Below are 16995 nucleotides of genomic sequence, written 5' to 3' on the forward strand. Positions count from 1 at the left end.
CTTTATCCTGCTATTCGCGGGCAGTAATACCCCCACCTCAGAATTCAGCAAAAAGCAAAGAGGCTTGATGGGGGGAAAACGGCCCATAAAATCCTGATTGGTTCAACTAATAATTAGCGGCGGATGCCCCCGCTTTTATTTAATGTTGGGGATTTGGCTCGAAAATAAAGTCAGAATATTTATTGAAAGAGGTGTGATATGAAGAAATTGAAATATTTGATAGGGTTACTTTCCATCTTACTATTAACATCATGTGACATATCAAATGAAGAAATTGAAAAGAAAGCGCAAGCATATATGAAGTCTCAATATGGAATCCCTATTAAACTAGTAGATGTTGAAATAGTAGGGGATGTAAAAGAGATGTTTGGTCCAAGTTTAAGGGAAGCGACAGTTCAACAAACAGAAGCGCCGCATATTCAGTTTAAACTTTTTGTTGAAGGAGAATTTTCTCCTGCAGTAACAAATGATAATTATAAAATTAAAAAAGATGCTTATGAAATACAAGAACAATTTAAAGAATATGCAGCGAAAAATGTAAATAGTAGTTTATTTACATTTGAAAAAATAGACTCTAGTGATGTTCTGTTGGACAAAGAAACTGTATCAACTGCAAAAAAGAAAAATCCCAATAGCTTTTTAAACATCGTATTAAAAAGTAACGAATTGCTAGACTTTAATAATTCGGTTCATATGGAAGAATTAGCGGCAATGGCACAACAGACTAAAAGCTTTAATCAAACGATAAAACAAAGCAATTTTATTATTGAAGACATGAACATTATTTTACCAGGTGTTGATGACGACCTATTAAATCATCTTGTAGTAGACTATTTATTAACTGCTGAAGATGCGAAAAAGACTCTTGAAAAAAGAGAGGACTACATGAGAATTTTACAAAACGTTAAACAAAATGAAAAATAATGGATTAAAAGAGACATTTATTTTGGTTTGAATTTCCTTCAGCTTTTGAACTTACTTTTAAATTCTTCACCTAATAAACGCAATTCTTTTTGTGTTATATCATCGAGTTTAGACATAAAATGGGTCATCCTTCCATGCTTTATGCATGGAAGGATGACCCATTTAGGTGGAAATTATTCATTTTCTTAAGTTGATGGCTATGAGCTCTAAGCTGGCTTTTTTTTACATTTATCTGACTTTTGAAAGAACAAAACTGAATTATATATTAAATATACAATTTGTCCACTATTTTATGAGTGATATCCAATTTAACATTTCATCTTGATGTTTTCTGAAACGTAATTTTTAAAAAACGCTCCGTCTTCGTATCAAACTCCACATCCACAAAAACACCGTACTCTTTTCCGTTTTCTCGTAACCATAACTTAAACTTTTCGGTTGTTATACTTACCGTTTTCGGTTTTCTTCCTATATGAAGATAATCAATAATTTGTGCCTTTGGGTATTTTTCTTTCGTTTTTTCTACTGCAAGTTTTCCCCATTTTGCATATGGCGGTTGGGCATGAACGATGGGTGGTTGTGTATATAAACTGAAATATGCTGTAAGAAATGTGAATCCTAATAAGAAACATGTAAGAAAACGCTTCATAATAAACTCCTTTTACCATTTTCTCGTAGTGTTTACATGATGCTCAAATCATATAAGTTTGGATTTTTTTGTCTTCCTTACATAAAATCGCTTTATTTACAAAAAATAACCGAGAAATCATTGCTGGATCTAAGGAGGTAAATGTATGCGTCGTAAAACAGTTTTCAAAGTACCGATTTTACTCGTTTTAATCGGGTTATCTTTGATCGTAAGTAGTGGGCAAATACAAAATGTACAAGCGTTTTCCAATCAAGTCATTCAAAGAGGAGCTTCTGGAGAAGATGTCATTGAATTACAATCTCGGCTGAAATATAACGGATATTATAAAGGAAAAGTAGACGGGGTATTCGGCTGGGGTACATATTGGGCACTGCGCAACTTTCAACAAAGGTTTGGTTTGCCTGTCGATGGATTAGCGGGTACAAAGACAAAACAAATGCTTGTTAAAGCAACAAAATATGAGAAACCGACTGGTGGACAAAGTAATAAGCCACCCCAAAATACAGGTTCAAATGTACCGAATGGTTATTCACAAAATGACATTCGATTAATAGCGAACGCTGTGTATGGTGAATCACGTGGTGAACCGTATATTGGACAAGTTGCCGTGGCGGCAGTTATTTTAAATCGTGTTACAAGTCCGTCTTTTCCAAATACAATATCGGGCGTTATTTTTGAACCACGTGCGTTCACGGCGGTAGCAGATGGGCAAATATATTTGACCCCGAATGAATCTGCAAAAAAAGCAGTGTTAGATGCGATAAATGGCTGGGATCCAACAGGAAATGCCATTTATTATTTCAATCCAGATACTGCAACTAGTAAATGGATTTGGAGTCGTCCCCAAATTAAAAAAATCGGTAAACATATTTTCTGTAAATAGAGTGGAGGTGAAAAAATGTTACGAGGTATTGTAATTGTATTGTTAACAATTGGTGTAGTTGGAACAGGTTATTGGGGTTATAAAGAGCATCAGGAAAAAAATGCGGTGCTGATTCGAGCAGAGAATACCTATCAGCGTGCATTTCACGATTTAACATATGAAGTAGATTTACTGCATGATAAAATTGGAACAACTTTGGCGATGAATTCACGTACGTCTTTATCACCAGCACTAGCAGATGTATGGCGTTTAACATCGGAGGCTCGTTCTGATGTTGGTCAATTACCTTTAACATTAATGCCGTTTAATAAAACCGAGGAATTTTTAGCGAACATCGGTGATTTTAGTTATCGAGCTGCAATCCGTGATTTAGAGAAAGAACCGTTAAATGATCAAGAGTATAAATCGCTGCAAACTTTATATTCCAATGCAGCTAATATTCAAGATGAACTCAGAAAAGTACAGCATAGTGTTTTAAAAAACAATTTACGCTGGATGGATGTAGAGCTAGCGCTAGCATCAAATCGTGATCCGGCAGATAACACCATTATTGATGGGTTTAAAACCGTTGAAAAAAATGTAACGTCCTACGCTTCCAAAGATTTTGGCCCGACCTTTACAAGCTTACAAAAAGAGAAAAAAGGTGGATTTGAAGCAACAGGAAAACAGATTTCAAAAGATGAAGCAGCCAATATTGCTAAATCCTTTTTAAATTTAAAAGGCAAGGAAAAAGTAGAAGTCAAGAAAAGTGGAAAAGGAGCAAAAGAATCCTTTTACAGTGTGACAATTCAAGATCCAGAAACAAAAAATGAAATTCACATGGATATTACAGGAAAAGGCGGATATCCAATTTGGGTTATGAATAATCGGGAAATTAAAGAACAAAAAATTAGTTTAAATGATGCAGGAAATAAAGGATTGGCTTTCTTAAAAGAACATAAGTTTACCAATATGGAGCTATACGATAGTTCACAATATGATAACATCGGTGTATTTACGTATGTTGTGAATGAAAACAACGTACGCATTTATCCAGAAGCAATTCAAATGAAAATAGCTTTAGATGATGGATCAATTGTTGGTTTTTCTGCGAAAGAATATTTAGCGTCGCATCAAAAACGAACCATTCCAACTGCAAAATTGTCTGTTTCTGATGCGAGAACGAAAATTAATCATGATGTGAAAGTGATGGAAGAGCGGCAGGCCATAATTGTCAATGACTTGCATAAAGAAGTGCTATGCTATGAATTTGTTGGCACATTAGGAAAAGATACGTACCAAATCTTTATCAATGCAAATGATGGAAGAGAAGAAAAAGTGAAAAAGATGCAATCGGTAGAAAAAATTTATGATTAAACACAATGATAAAGTGGTGAGAATGATGAAATTTCTTATATACATGGTAATGCTTTGCTTGGCGATGACAGGTTGTAGCGTAGGTAAAAAAAATAATGATACGGAAAACGCGCAACAAAAAAATGTTTCCATGAAAAATGTCGGTTATACAAATGAAAAAACGAAACCGAATGAAAAAGTTGCTGACCATTTAGCTGATATCGCTTCTAGAATACCAGGCGTAAGAGATGCGACGGCGGTAGTGGTAGGTAAATATGCGGTTGTAGGCATTGATGTAAAAGCAAAACTGGATCGTACTCGTGTAGAATCTATTAAGTATTCTGTCGCGGAAAGTTTAAAACACGATCCAAAGGGTGCCAATGCAGTTGTTGTGGCTGACGTTGATACGTATGAGCGATTAAAGCAGATAGGAAAACAAATTAGACATGGAAAAACCGGTGAAGGCATTCTTGATGAACTTGCTGCAATTGTTGGTCGTGTAATGCCGCAAGTACCAAATGATATGATAGAAAATAAAGAAACAAATCCATTAAAAGAAAATGATAAACAACTGCCTAAAGGTGAAGAAAATGAATTGAAAAAAGAGCAAGAGGATCAATCAAATAAGCATCTTCAAAGATAAAAAATGTCCCGTGTTGCATAGCACGGGATGTTTTTTTTTATTGTAAATATTCAGTTTATTAAAAAGGAAATATATGGTTTAATTATACTTATGGAGGGAAGTTTTAATTATGAAAAATAATAAATTTCTCATCGTTTGTTGTTTGGGTATGAGCTTATTAATTGGTATGACAGCTTGTGATCAGAAGAAAGAAGTAAAGAAACAAACAGCAACTTCGTCAACTGTAATGGAAAAAAAGGGGACAACCCCAATTAATATAAAATTGTTTTCTCAAATAAATGAGGGAATGTCATATAACGAAGTTAAAGAACTAGTGGGGTGTGAAGGAGACTTACTAACAGAATATGGAGAGAAAAATGCCGCTAATTATCAACAAACTTTTGCTTGGAAAGGCAATGCCCCGCAATCATTTGCCGAGATTACTTTTTCAAAAGGAAAAGTGCGTTCTAAAACGCAGAGAGGTTTAGCGTCATAATGAGAAGAAATGGGGAAATGAAAATGAAATCACATATAGAAAACCTTCAATTAGTTCCTTACGAGGAAAAATATAAAGAAATGATACAAGCATTTACTTTACCTAGTGAACAAGTACAATTTACAGCAAACCCAAGTGAGTTACTAAAAAAAGCAAAAGAAGATTCTACTCACAATGTTGTTGTAATTTTAGCAAATGATAAACCTGTAGGGATTTTTGCACTACAATGTGGTGAAAGGGTGAACGAGTACACAAATAATGGGAATGCTTTACTCTTAGTTGCTTTTTCCATCAATTACGATGAACAAGGAAAAGGATATGCTAAACAAGGATTAACGTTACTACATAATTTTGTAGCGTCTTATTTTCCAGAGAAAAATGAAGTTGTATTAGCGGTGAATGAGAGAAATATTCCTGCTCAGAAATTATATTTAAAAGTGGGATTTGAAGATAGAGGACAACGGAGAATGGGACCGATTGGACGGCAACTTGTTTTATATTTACCTTTGAAAAAAATAAGGGGGTAGTTTGTTCAGCCACTAGTGTGGATTGTTTTATTATCAACACCTAAATTCAAAAAAACTTTTAAAGTAAAAGGCGGCACATGTTTCACTTTATATGAAGTGTTATCCATTCATGACATGCTAGAAGAATTAGAACGCGTATGTGAAAAATACGAAACCGAAAAAGAAAGCATTTTATCATAATTTTATTGAAATGCCTTAGTAGAACCAATAATATACGTAAAACAATATACTAGTTATAATGATAAATATTTTGTAGTGAGTAGAAAGATATAGATGAAAGCGACGTTTTTTGCTTTAATCTATCTTTTTTACTACAACAAGCATTGATAAAATCTTATTCAATGACATGGGCAGTTTAGTTGAATGGTGAAAAATAGTAAAATTAAGTATGTATCATAGTATTTACTGAGATTTACGCAACAACAAATAAAAATCCATTTCATTCGAATAAGAGAGGTGCAAAAATGACTATTTATTTTGCATTATTACGAGGTATCAACGTAGGAGGACATAAATTAATTAAAATGGCGGAATTAAGAAATTTATTTGAAACGATAGGCTTAGGAAGTGTACAAACATATATTCAAAGTGGGAATGTCTTGTTTGAATCAGAAGAGTCAGCAGACTTGTTGAGCCAAAGAATAGAGCATGAGATTAGCAGGGTTTTCGGTTTTACAGTTCCTGTTATTCTAAGAACAGAAATGGAACTGGCACAGATTATTAGGAATTGTCCATTCCAGGCAGGCGCATTGTTGGAAGGAGAGAGCGTGCACATAGCTTTTTTAGCTGAAGCGCCTTCCCAAGAAGGAATTAACCATGTACTTAGCTTTAGGAGTGAAGTGGAAGAGTGTCGTATTGAAGGTAAAGAGGTATACCTCTTTTTCCGTCAAAGTATCCGGAATTCCAAGTTAGCGGCTCATCTCCAAAAGTTGAATGTCCCGGCAACATTACGTAACTGGAGAACAATCAATAAGCTTAGTACAATGGCGCAGGCAATGAGAGATTGATGTAACAAAGATGAGCAATGCAAGAAAGTATATTTTTAGGGGAAGTAAGCAATTCTGAAACTGTAGGGCAAGGTTGTGTCCAAACAGTATAAATGACGCCTGTGGAGAGTATGTAAGACTGCTTGGGTAACCCCCAAGCAGCAACACTCTATGAAACAGGAAGCCCCTTCGTCAAACAACTCGTAAGAGTGTTAAGGAGGGGTCATTCACGAGTAAACCCCACATTTGATGATCGAGAACCATTATATGCTTATGTATTTTCTATAGGATGTACGTTGTATGTACCACCTAAGTTTATGTCAAACATATTTTATAAAAGAATGAGTAATTCATGTTAGTACATATAAATATTGTTATTTTTCTACTGCATCTAACGTATCATTTACTAAAAGGATTTTATGCTGCATTGAATTTTCAGGTTATGATTCGCATATATTTGGAACGAATGTCAGATAAATTCAGGGGGGTAAATATGTCCGTAATTTTAAAAGCTGGTGCAGACGCTGGGAATAATGGATTAAAGTTAATGGTAAAAGGGCAAAAACCTATTTATATTCCAAGTATTTATTCACTATATATTGGAGAATCAACAGGGTTATTAGATGAAGAAGATGTTTTAATTTCTGAATTAGAAAAAAACATTGATGTAACAATCAGTTCCCCATCATTAATGTTAAATAACATCCGTTATATTGTGGGAGAGAAGGTAATTCATGATCAGTTGAAAGGAACAGAAATAGAGAAGAAATCCAACAAATCTACGGATGAACTCATGGTTCTTACAATTTTATCTGGATTGGCTGTTAGTGCTATGCGACATAATCCAAATTCGAATCATATCAATATTCGATACGATTTATCAGTAGCACTCCCAATGCAGATTATCACACCAGAAATAGCAGGAGAAAATGCGAAGCGTTATATGGGAAGTCATAAAGTCATTTTTCATTATCCAAACGGCAGAGATGTAACAGTTAATATTACAGTGGAGTTTTGTAAATGTTTGCCGGAGGGAGCATCTGGTACGTGGGGAATTGTATATGACGAAGATGGTAATGCGGTTAAACATAAAGTGGAAGATGCAAAAGATAAAGTTACTGAAATTGATTTTGTTGAAAAAACATTATTATCTTTTGATATAGGTGCGGGTACAACGGAAGAAGTTGTTTCATATGGAATTAATTTTAAGCCGCAATTAAGTAAAGGTTTATCATACGGGGTAAAAGAACCGTTATTACAAATCATTACAAGATGGAACCGGAAAAATCCGACTAAAACGATAGATAGTATTACGGAATTTAATGAAATTTATTTGAATCCGAAGCATCCACGACATGATATGCTAGTAGAAGAATCGCAACAAGCTCTTCTAGGCTTAGCTGCGCGAGTCGCTACGGATATTATAAATAAAATTGATGATATGAAGGATGATCCTTACGTATTTATATATGGTGGAGGAGCAGTTATGCTAAAAAATAGCCTGCAACTCATATTAAAGCAAAAAGGCCGTTTAAAAAATGTAAAGTTCTTAGATGATCCATTATTTACAAATGCGCGTGGTTTATTAGTTTATACATGTTCTCCTCGATATAGAGAGCATAAGCAAAAAGAACTAGGATTTACGAATTTAACAATTAGTTAGTTGGTGTAAGTATGCGACGTAAACGGTATAAACGTGGTGATAGGATAAAGATTAATTTAAATAAATATGCTTCTCCTGAACTCATTTCCTGGATTAATAACCAATCAGATATAACAAAGCTCTTTTTATATGGGATTCAACAATTGTATAAACAAGTGGGAGACATAGATGTCGCTAAAGTTTTGCCGAACAACCATGTTTTTTCCTTACATGTTGAAACAGCTTCTTTACTGAAAATTGAAGTGAATCCTTTAAAAGAATTCAAATCTATTGAGAAAGGATCTTCTAAGTTATTGGAACAAAAGGTTTGGAAGACCCTTGATCGGATAGACTGTCCATATTTTTAGAAATATACGAGAGAATTTCCCTGCGGACTACTCACCATTTTAAGCAAGTTAAATGGTGAGTAGTTTTACAAATTTGAATTCAGTTTAAAGGAAAAGTATTTCCAATCTAAATGTAAGGAATCTACATCTATTTATTATTACATAAAAATATATGAAAATAGATGTTTGTTACATACAAATGAATGGAAGGAATGTTATGGAGTTAATGTTTTATTATTTGTAAAAATGATTGTGTATTTATTAGTATAGAATACAAGGGAGGGATAAAACTTGAAGGCAATAATAATCGATCAATATGGTGGAATAGAACAAGTCAACTATCCCCACTTAAACGCTAACGCGTTTTGAAGTGGGGGCTTGTAAAAAAGCCCTGGTTGTCTAGCCTCAGCCTTTTGTAGACTACGTTCGTAGGTTACATACCCAAGAATAATTCCCTAGTTCTTGGCTCTATGGTGGCGCTGTAACAGTTCTGGTTGGGAAGGAACGGTCAACCACAAGCCTTCTTTTATAAGAAGTTACTAACACCTACAAACAAGGTGAAAGCGTTTGGACAAATAGGATTCGTGACAGGATTTACAGGGAAGATAGGGACTTCTTTCGGGAAGTACGTTAAAGTAAGATAAAAAAAGATAATTAGGACATCCTTTAATCCCAGTTTTAAATTAGAAAAATTTTCAGACGTGGCGGTTCACTCCTAGAATTGTGACCATACTCGTACTTCGGTTGAACCCCCATCATCTTACATAAAGCAAGTAAATACAAAAGCTGGTGGAACATTCCAATTCGTTTTTTTTACCTCAATATTTGTAAAGAAAGAGCGGAAAAATTGTTGTTTAAGACGTGTATATTGGAAAGTAATAAATTTTCCATCCTTCCCTAACACTTCTTTTGTTACCTGTAATATCTTTTTAGAAGTATCCAGGGATAAACTGGTAAAGGGTAATCCGGAAATAATATAATCTACTTGGGTAATCTTATATTGCTGAACATACTTTTCCGTATATTCGGCAGAATCATGAATAATGTACACATTTTTCATGCCCGCATATTTGTCTTGAAGTATATGGTGAAATTGTTCATTATTCTCAATGATTAGCAATACTGTTTCATTATTTTTATGTTGAATGAGCTGTTCCGTAAACACTCCGGTTCCTGGTCCATACTCAATAATGCATTTTGCTTGTTCAAAATTAATAGGAGATACCATTTGTTTTGCAAGTTGCTTAGAACTTGACAATACTGCTCCTACAGTTCGTGGATGTTTTATATATTCGCTTAAAAAATGTAGTACATGCATAGTTTTCTTCCTCTTTCCTTGTAGGATACAAGGTATACTCTACTAAAAAAATATTAAAATACGATGAGAAAAATATAAGATATTCTTAATGTCCCCCTAAATACAAAAAAACTTATCCCAAAAAATACATTTTTTAATACCGAATGCAACATAATGTTTATTATGTTGCATTAAGAAGCCTTGGATTTTATAGAATCCAAGGCTTCTTAATGGTTGATAATGATGTCTTATGTTAAGTAGATAGGGGAGGCTGAGATAATGGTACAATTATTGATAAATCCAATGTTTTTGGTTTTAATTCTTTTTCCGGTTCGGGTGCAAAAAATCTCTGAAACTTGGACATAATGATATGATTATCCTACAAAAGGTGTGTAATCAGTATGTCTGAAGAAAATTTATTTAACACTCTATCCGAAAGAATTCTCCTTCCTCAAGCGTGTGCAGGGCGATAGCCCAACGTTAGGTGGGAGATGAATTTGGGTTTGGCACAACCAAAAGATTTTTGATAAACTAGACACATGAAGTTCTTTGATAACTTGATATATAAGGTTGCAGGAAGAAAACACAGTGCGAAAACCAAGCCGTTCGGTTCCTGCGTAAAATATCAACCGTAAAAAAGAACGTCCAAGCGTTGGACATCTAGGGGTGGAATAACCCGAAGTAACGCTCAGGGAGACGAAAGGTTGCTTTCGTCGTGGAACTGAGAAGCTCCCACTTCAAAATTCATTAGAATTTAAGTGGGGGTAGTTCACACGGAAACATTATCAACCTTTTATCATTGTTTAAAATGTGTTATAAACTTGTTCACAGGTTGCGGTTGTTGGTTGAAAAAAACAGTGTTTTTTATAACGTCCTACAAAAGGCTGATTATACCACTGTTGAGGACAATCACCTGGTGGCCTAAAATACCACAAACTAAATTTTCCAGGCCAGTGTCTCTCTCCCTTGATAGCTCGACGGGCTAAGCGTTTTTCACTTTCCCTTGCTCTTTGATAGAAATAACCATGCGTAACAGCTTCAAATGCATGTTCTTGGAAAACCATTTGTCGAATGGTACGAAGTCCTTTAAAATCCGAACAATTTGCTCTTACTCGATTAATTCCTACATTCCCGACGAGCAACATACCCTGAGTCCCTTCTCCTTCGGCTTCCGCCCTGAGTAATCTTGCTAAGAGCGCGATATCTGCATCCGTAGCATTAACAACTGCCATGACTTCACCTCCATTATATTTTCCCCTCGATAATATTGATTGTTAGTTAGGATAATGACCTTTTTACATAATATGGGTTATATCTACGGAGTATGAAAGAAAAGTTAATAGCTTATTACCATGAATTGGGATAAATGATGATAAAAAATAATAAAAGCACAGTAACAATTTGTTTCTGTACTTTTTAATGGGACTACCTCCAGATATGTCCAAGGTATTGAGATTGTTGATAAAATTGCACATAAAACATTTTTTCATACAAGCTGAAAGACAAGCGTCTTTTGCTGATGGCAGGAGAGGAAAGCAACGGCTGCACATATCAGTACATAAATGGATGGTACTATAATGACCCTGGATATAATCTCAAGTTTTATCTCTCCAAAATTGAAAATTACACGAGTTTTTAATAATTATTCGTAAGCATGCGAAGAGATGGAGAGAAGTAGAGAGTACAATGATTTTTAACTAATGATATAATATTAGTAGATGAAAGACTAAGAAAAGCAGGTGAATCTTTTTTGTTTACAAAAGCACAAGAATTTTTAGCGTCCTATTTTGGTTACTCATCATTCCGCAGAGGACAGGATGAGACAATTAAAAATGTATTGGATGGAAAAGATACCGTTTGTATTATGCCAACAGGCGGTGGTAAATCGATTTGTTATCAAATTCCAGCATTAGTATTTGAGGGGACGACATTAGTTATCTCGCCACTCATTTCACTTATGAAGGATCAAGTGGATACGTTAGTACAAAATGGTATTTCAGCTACTTATATTAATAGTTCTATATCGATTACAGAAGCAAATCAACGTATTCAATTAGCGAAGCAAGGTCATTATAAATTGTTATATATTGCACCAGAGCGTTTAGATTCAATTGATTTTATCGATCAATTAATCGATATGAACATTCCAATGATTGCGATTGATGAAGCACATTGTATTTCACAATGGGGTCATGATTTCCGCCCGAGTTATTTACATATCCATCGAATTTTAGATTATCTTCCAACGAAACCGCTTGTTCTTGCATTAACTGCAACAGCAACACCGCAAGTGCGTGAAGATATTTGTAGTACGCTAGAAATCGATCAAAGCAATACAATTATGACGACCTTTGAACGAGAAAATCTATCTTTTTCTGTTGTAAAAGGACAAGATCGCCATTCTTTTTTAGCGGACTATATTCGCCAAAATAAAAAGGAATCCGGGATCATTTATGCAGCGACTCGAAAAGTTGTCGATCAGCTGTATGAAGATTTATATAAAGCGGATGTATCGGTCGCGCGTTATCACGCGGGCATGAATGATCATGATCGTAATGAACAGCAAGAGCTATTTTTACGTGATGAAGTAAGTGTTATGGTAGCTACATCAGCTTTCGGTATGGGGATTGATAAATCGAATATTCGTTATGTTATTCATTATCAGCTTCCTAAAAATATGGAAAGTTATTATCAAGAGGCAGGCCGTGCTGGTCGTGACGGATTAGATAGTGAATGTATTTTGCTGTATGCTTCACAAGACGTGCAGGTGCAGCGCTTTTTAATTGATCAATCTACAGGAGAATCAAGGTTTTCTAATGAACTAGAAAAGCTGCAAAACATGACGGATTACTGTCATACGGAACAATGCTTACAATCATTCATCTTGCAATATTTTGGTGAAGAGCCGAAAGAAGACTGCGGACGCTGCGGCAATTGTACAGATGAACGTGAAAGCATTGATGTAACGAGAGAATCACAAATGGTATTATCTTGTATGATTCGAACAAATCAACGTTTTGGGAAACAAATGATTGCCCAAGTATTAACAGGATCTAAAAATAAGAAAGTGATTGAATTTAACTTTCACACATTACCAACTTACGGTCTTTTATCGAATCGTAGTGTAAAAGAGGTCAGTGAGTTTATTGAGTTTTTAATTTCAGAAGAACTCATTGCGGTAGAGCATGGAACATATCCAACGTTAAAAGTAACCGCAAAAGGAAAAAGTGCATTGCTTGGTAATGAAGCAGTCCTACGAAAAGAAAGAGTGGAAACGAGACAAATTGTGGGAGATCATCCATTATTTGAAGAGCTGCGCAATGTTCGTAAAGAAATTGCACAAGGAGAAGGTGTACCACCGTTTGTTATTTTCTCTGATCAGACGTTAAAAGATATGTGTGCGAAAATGCCACAAAGTGATGGCGAGTTACTACAAGTAAAAGGGATTGGGGAACATAAGCTTGCCAAATATGGCTCTCAATTTTTACAAGCAGTAATCGACTTTATTGAAAAAAATCCGGATTATGCGGAAAATCTTAAGACAGAAATTGTAACGGAACGAAAGCAGTCAGCAAAAGCATCGAAAAATTCTCATCTTGAAACGTATGAAATGTACAAAAAAGGCGAAGAGCTTGATGCGATTGCGAAAGAAAGAGGACTGTCTCGTCAAACAGTTGAAAATCATTTGATTCGAAGCTTTGAAGAAGGAATGGAAGTAGATTGGGCAAGCTTTGTGCCAAAAGAATATGAATCTCTCATTGAAGCAGCTGTGAAAAATACAGAAGGTGGCTTAAAGTCCATGAAGGAACAACTTCCCGGTGCTGTGAGTTATTTTATGATCCGAGCTTATTTGCAAATACGAAAATAAGAAAGTGTTAAGGGGATAGGGGATATGCACTATGTTTTTGTGTATGGCACACTAAGAAAAAATGAAACAAATGCTCATTATTTGCAAGACTCAACATGTATCGCAGCAGAAGCATGGACTTATGGAAAACTATTTGATACGAACGATTATTATCCCGCAATGATTCTGTCTAGAGATGAAAAAGTATATGGAGAAGTGTATGAAGTAAGCGATATTATACTAAAAGTATTAGATGAACTAGAAGAGTATACAGGAAACCCAGAAGAGGATTTATACGACCGAATTACACAATCGGTTTATTTAGAAAATAGAAGTATCATGGCATATGTATATGTAGCTCAGGGAGAGGGAATGTTACAACATCATATTATTTCTGGTGATTGGGTGAGTTACCGGAAATCCTCTAATTAAAACAAATCAAGTCGGTTCATTTACAATATGGATGTTAGAAAAGTAACAAGATGCAAAAAGGAAAATTTTATTTTATAATAATTGAGAATTAAAAGTATAGATCATAAAGGTGTTAGGAGGTGTAAGTATGGCAAGTAAGATTAGATTGCCAGAATCTGCAGCGTCTCATGCAAAGCCTAGTATTAGAAAGGCGATACTTTGCATGGGGTAGACTATAATTCAAAATAAATCGCCCAAATAAGCTTATATCATTTCTAATATTTGGCTTTGCACCTTATTTCCATGAAAAAAAGAATAAGGGGCTAGCAGAAATGAAATATGTAAAAGCAACGACTATTTTACCCGAAAAGCTAATAATAGAAATTCAAAGATATGTTCAAGGAGAAACAATTTATATTCCTAAAACAGAAACAGCGTATCATAAATGGGGTACACGTTCTGGAGGAAGAAAGTTAATTGATGACAGAAATAAGGCCATTAAAAGTGCATTTAAAAATGGTGTAACGATTCATCAATTAGCTGAGGACTATTTCCTCTCCTTAGAAACAATTAAGAAAATCGTTTATTCTAAATAAATAAGACTGAGGACTGTAGTGGTATTATCCCTTTTAAGTAGACAGTGTAAAAAGACTACATTCTTAATGTGGAATGTTACACTATACTTGGAGGGGATATTTTTATGGCGAAAAAAGGAACAACATTCCGAAAATATACAGAGGCGTTTAAATTGAAAGCTGTACATTTGTATGAAAATGGCGGACGGAGTTATGATGCAATTGCTGAAGAACTAGGAATGACAAGTGCTACACCATTGAAAATGTGGGTAAAGCAAATTCGTAATGGTGAATCTGTTACAGATAAAAGAAACACATATCTTTTGAGTACTAATGGTTGCTCACAACAGAAGTTTCAAAGTGTAGAAGAAGAGCGTGATTATTTAAAAGCACAAGTAGATTATTTAAAAAAGCAGTATCCAAATCTACATGGGGAGGGAAAATATCAAAAGTAAATCGTTTTCGTATACTTCATAAGCTACGTAAGATATATCCATTCAGGTGGCTAATTGAAATCGCGCAGGTATCCCGTTCGGGATATTATAAATGGTGTCGTACACACCAAAAACGCAAGATTCGTAAACAACAAGAACACATTTTAAAGGAACATATCATGGCGATTCATCGATCCTATCCTTTTTATGGTTATCTTCGCATACAAGTAGCACTTAGAAAAGAAGGGGTTTGTGTGAATCATAAACGTGTATATCGTTTAATGAGAGAACTAGGTATCAAATCTGTAATCCGAATCAAACGACGTTACTTTGGTACGAAGCCATCCGTTTTATATCCAAACCATGTAAATCGAAAATTTAAAACTGATAGACCTAACCGTATTTTTGTTACGGATATTACTTATTTATCCTGTCAAAATCGATTTTATTATTTATCTGTTATCCAAGATCTTTACAATAATGAGATTGTATCTTGGAAATTGTCTCATCGACATGATGTCTCTTTAGTTATAAATACAATAGATGAACTTGCACGGAAAAGGCCGATCCAAGACGCTATCCTGCATTCTGATCAGGGTTTTCAATACACTTCTAAGAACTATTCCCAATGTATAAAGGCTTACAATATGATAGGAAGTCATTCCCGTAAGGGAAATTGTTTAGATAATGCTTGTATCGAATCTTTCTTTTCTCATTTAAAAACAGAGACATCTTATTTTTCAGGGTGCCATTCAAAAGAACAATTGATCCAAGCTATTGAAAAATATATATGGTTCTACAATAATAAACGATTTCAAAAGAAATTAAACCAGTGTGCCCCGATTGAATATCGAAACACACTGGTAGCTTAGTCTTTTTCTGACTGTCTACTTGACAGGGGTAAGACCAGTAGCACTGATAATCTTATACATTATCAGTGCTTTTTATATGTAGAGTTTGTTTCTAACTCATCTTCTACATTTCATAAAATTACCTAATCGTATAAAGTGAAAAGGAATGAACAATACCGTTTGGAGTGAATGTGCTATTCTTCAGTTTGGGATAAGCGGCTACAAAATATTTTCATTCACAGCAGTTTCTAGAATGAATACTTCAGTGATAGTTCAAAGCGGTGATATCAATTGGATACTGCAACATATATATTCCACTATATATGATGGAAAATAAGAATTCTTACGAGGAGTGATAAAAATGAAACCCTTTATCAGAAGTGATCAGTATAACTTTATAAAGTTTCAAACACAAATTCTAATAAATGGTCACGCAACTTCGAACGATATGGATGTGATTCAAGCACTCAAATCTCTTGCAATAGAAAAAGTATTACATTTGTTTGAAGACATCAGCGATGAGCAAAAACAGTTAATAAACAGCATCCTTACAGTACAAAATAGAGAGGATGCGGAGGCATTTCTATCGCAACTAAGTCCGTATGTAATTCCTTTTCAAGAAGTCACACAGCAAACGTTAAAAAAATTATTCCCTAAAGCAAAGAAACTAAAGCTTCCCTTATTAGAAGACATGAATCTGAAAGAGATTTCTTACTTGAGCTGGATTGATATGGGATCAAGTAGAAAATATATTATAGCTCAGCACGGAAATAAGCTTACAGGTTTACACGGTACGTTTCAAAGTATCAACAAAAAAGGAATTTGCGCACTGTGTAACGGTCATGAAGAAGTGGGAATGTTCATGTCTGAAATAAAAGGTGCTGTACAAGGTACGTTTATTAAAAGAGGGAACTATATTTGTCAAGATAGTGAAGCATGTAATCATAACATAATCAAACTCGATAAATTACATGATTTCATGGAGCGACTTAGAAAGTAAGAGGTTGTTAAAGACTTATATATTGAAACAGCGGGGACAAAGTGTAACAAAAAAGGAAGCCATTCTGTAGAGTAGCTTCCTTTTTTACATTTTCCATTACTGAAGTTTCCTGAAACGTTCATCACTGACAGAACGTCGGCTGTTGATACTTTCATATTGTTCCAATGAG

At 34.8% G+C, this 16995-nt stretch carries 17 protein-coding genes; 14 read left to right on the forward strand and 3 right to left on the reverse strand.

The annotated features are described in order from the left end of the window. Positions 1–198: 198 nt before the first annotated feature. Positions 199–924, forward strand: a complete 726-nt coding sequence (locus tag QUF99_RS15355) for a hypothetical protein (RefSeq protein ID WP_289371106.1) — start codon at positions 199–201, stop codon at positions 922–924. A gap of 316 nt (positions 925–1240) precedes the next feature. Here QUF99_RS15355 and QUF99_RS15360 read toward each other — a convergent pair whose 3' ends face one another. Beyond that, a complete protein-coding gene (locus QUF99_RS15360; RefSeq protein ID WP_289371107.1) occupies positions 1241–1573 on the reverse strand; it encodes a DUF3889 domain-containing protein in 333 nt (110 codons plus the stop codon). Between the two features lie 145 nt (positions 1574–1718). Between QUF99_RS15360 and sleB the strand changes: the two genes are divergently transcribed. The 8 genes from sleB to QUF99_RS15400 all read left to right on the forward strand — a co-directional run bounded on the left by sleB (position 1719) and on the right by QUF99_RS15400 (position 8432). Beyond that, the gene (gene sleB, locus QUF99_RS15365) at positions 1719–2456 is read left to right on the forward strand and encodes a spore cortex-lytic enzyme (RefSeq protein ID WP_289371108.1); all 738 of its coding nucleotides are present in this window, start codon (positions 1719–1721) and stop codon (positions 2454–2456) included. Positions 2457–2471: 15 nt separating this feature from the next. After that, entirely contained in the window at positions 2472–3812 is a 1341-nt protein-coding gene (gene ypeB / locus QUF99_RS15370; protein WP_289371109.1) for a germination protein YpeB, read from the forward strand. A gap of 25 nt (positions 3813–3837) precedes the next feature. Then, positions 3838–4434 carry a YhcN/YlaJ family sporulation lipoprotein gene (locus tag QUF99_RS15375; protein WP_289371110.1) on the forward strand — a complete coding sequence of 199 codons (597 nt, stop codon included), beginning with the start codon at positions 3838–3840 and terminating at the stop codon, positions 4432–4434. Positions 4435–4543: 109 nt separating this feature from the next. Next, on the forward strand, positions 4544–4909 hold the full coding sequence (locus QUF99_RS15380; RefSeq protein ID WP_289371111.1) for a DUF3862 domain-containing protein: 366 nt from the start codon (positions 4544–4546) through the stop codon (positions 4907–4909). 23 nt (positions 4910–4932) lie between these two features. Then, entirely contained in the window at positions 4933–5436 is a 504-nt protein-coding gene (locus tag QUF99_RS15385) for a GNAT family N-acetyltransferase (RefSeq protein ID WP_289371112.1), read from the forward strand. Between the two features lie 464 nt (positions 5437–5900). Continuing rightward, positions 5901–6443: a DUF1697 domain-containing protein gene (locus QUF99_RS15390; RefSeq protein WP_289371113.1), complete on the forward strand. Its 543-nt coding sequence runs from the start codon at positions 5901–5903 to the stop codon at positions 6441–6443. 472 nt (positions 6444–6915) lie between these two features. Beyond that, entirely contained in the window at positions 6916–8085 is a 1170-nt protein-coding gene (locus tag QUF99_RS15395) for a ParM/StbA family protein (protein WP_289371114.1), read from the forward strand. A gap of 11 nt (positions 8086–8096) precedes the next feature. Next, positions 8097–8432 carry a hypothetical protein gene (locus QUF99_RS15400; protein ID WP_289371115.1) on the forward strand — a complete coding sequence of 112 codons (336 nt, stop codon included), beginning with the start codon at positions 8097–8099 and terminating at the stop codon, positions 8430–8432. Positions 8433–9171: 739 nt separating this feature from the next. On the opposite strand, the gene QUF99_RS15405 is transcribed toward QUF99_RS15400, so the two are convergent. Beyond that, positions 9172–9729, reverse strand: a complete 558-nt coding sequence (locus tag QUF99_RS15405) for a class I SAM-dependent methyltransferase (protein ID WP_289371116.1) — start codon at positions 9727–9729, stop codon at positions 9172–9174. Positions 9730–10511: 782 nt separating this feature from the next. Beyond that, a complete protein-coding gene (locus tag QUF99_RS15410) occupies positions 10512–10940 on the reverse strand; it encodes a cell wall hydrolase (protein WP_289371117.1) in 429 nt (142 codons plus the stop codon). 518 nt (positions 10941–11458) lie between these two features. On the opposite strand from QUF99_RS15410, the gene recQ reads away from it, so the two are divergent. The 5 genes from recQ to QUF99_RS15435 all read left to right on the forward strand — a co-directional run bounded on the left by recQ (position 11459) and on the right by QUF99_RS15435 (position 16826). Beyond that, positions 11459–13576 (forward strand): DNA helicase RecQ, encoded by a 2118-nt coding sequence (gene recQ, locus QUF99_RS15415; protein ID WP_289371118.1) that lies wholly within the window; start codon positions 11459–11461, stop codon positions 13574–13576. A gap of 24 nt (positions 13577–13600) precedes the next feature. Next, entirely contained in the window at positions 13601–13987 is a 387-nt protein-coding gene (locus QUF99_RS15420) for a gamma-glutamylcyclotransferase family protein (RefSeq protein ID WP_289371119.1), read from the forward strand. A 311-nt stretch (positions 13988–14298) separates the two neighbouring features. Further along, positions 14299–14562 carry a CD3324 family protein gene (locus QUF99_RS15425; RefSeq protein WP_289371120.1) on the forward strand — a complete coding sequence of 88 codons (264 nt, stop codon included), beginning with the start codon at positions 14299–14301 and terminating at the stop codon, positions 14560–14562. 104 nt (positions 14563–14666) lie between these two features. Further along, positions 14667–15847, forward strand: a protein-coding gene (locus QUF99_RS15430) for an IS3 family transposase (RefSeq protein WP_289368472.1) whose coding sequence is annotated in 2 segments (ribosomal slippage) — positions 14667–14958 and positions 14958–15847 — 1182 coding nt in all. Because the reading frame shifts where the segments join, the coding sequence is not laid out codon by codon here. A gap of 340 nt (positions 15848–16187) precedes the next feature. Next, entirely contained in the window at positions 16188–16826 is a 639-nt protein-coding gene (locus QUF99_RS15435; protein WP_289371121.1) for a FusB/FusC family EF-G-binding protein, read from the forward strand. Positions 16827–16995 lie beyond the last annotated feature (169 nt).

Origin of the sequence: Bacillus sp. DX4.1 (assembly GCF_030348195.1) — a bacterium.
Lineage (GTDB): Bacteria > Bacillota > Bacilli > Bacillales > Bacillaceae_G > Bacillus_A.

Excerpts from the sequence above, each read along its gene's own strand:
- QUF99_RS15400 (WP_289371115.1), top strand. The coding sequence starts at position 8,097 with ATGCGACGTAAACGGTATAAACGTGGTGATAGGATAAAGATTAATTTA.
- QUF99_RS15390 (WP_289371113.1), top strand. The coding sequence starts at position 5,901 with ATGACTATTTATTTTGCATTATTACGAGGTATCAACGTAGGAGGACAT.
- QUF99_RS15375 (WP_289371110.1), top strand. The coding sequence starts at position 3,838 with ATGAAATTTCTTATATACATGGTAATGCTTTGCTTGGCGATGACAGGT.
- ypeB (WP_289371109.1), top strand. The coding sequence starts at position 2,472 with ATGTTACGAGGTATTGTAATTGTATTGTTAACAATTGGTGTAGTTGGA.
- QUF99_RS15360 (WP_289371107.1), bottom strand. The coding sequence starts at position 1,573 with ATGAAGCGTTTTCTTACATGTTTCTTATTAGGATTCACATTTCTTACA.
- QUF99_RS15425 (WP_289371120.1), top strand. The coding sequence starts at position 14,299 with ATGAAATATGTAAAAGCAACGACTATTTTACCCGAAAAGCTAATAATA.
- QUF99_RS15380 (WP_289371111.1), top strand. The coding sequence starts at position 4,544 with ATGAAAAATAATAAATTTCTCATCGTTTGTTGTTTGGGTATGAGCTTA.
- QUF99_RS15410 (WP_289371117.1), bottom strand. The coding sequence starts at position 10,940 with ATGGCAGTTGTTAATGCTACGGATGCAGATATCGCGCTCTTAGCAAGA.
- QUF99_RS15355 (WP_289371106.1), top strand. The coding sequence starts at position 199 with ATGAAGAAATTGAAATATTTGATAGGGTTACTTTCCATCTTACTATTA.
- QUF99_RS15405 (WP_289371116.1), bottom strand. The coding sequence starts at position 9,729 with ATGCATGTACTACATTTTTTAAGCGAATATATAAAACATCCACGAACT.
- sleB (WP_289371108.1), top strand. The coding sequence starts at position 1,719 with ATGCGTCGTAAAACAGTTTTCAAAGTACCGATTTTACTCGTTTTAATC.
- QUF99_RS15420 (WP_289371119.1), top strand. The coding sequence starts at position 13,601 with ATGCACTATGTTTTTGTGTATGGCACACTAAGAAAAAATGAAACAAAT.
- QUF99_RS15385 (WP_289371112.1), top strand. The coding sequence starts at position 4,933 with ATGAAATCACATATAGAAAACCTTCAATTAGTTCCTTACGAGGAAAAA.
- QUF99_RS15435 (WP_289371121.1), top strand. The coding sequence starts at position 16,188 with ATGAAACCCTTTATCAGAAGTGATCAGTATAACTTTATAAAGTTTCAA.
- QUF99_RS15395 (WP_289371114.1), top strand. The coding sequence starts at position 6,916 with ATGTCCGTAATTTTAAAAGCTGGTGCAGACGCTGGGAATAATGGATTA.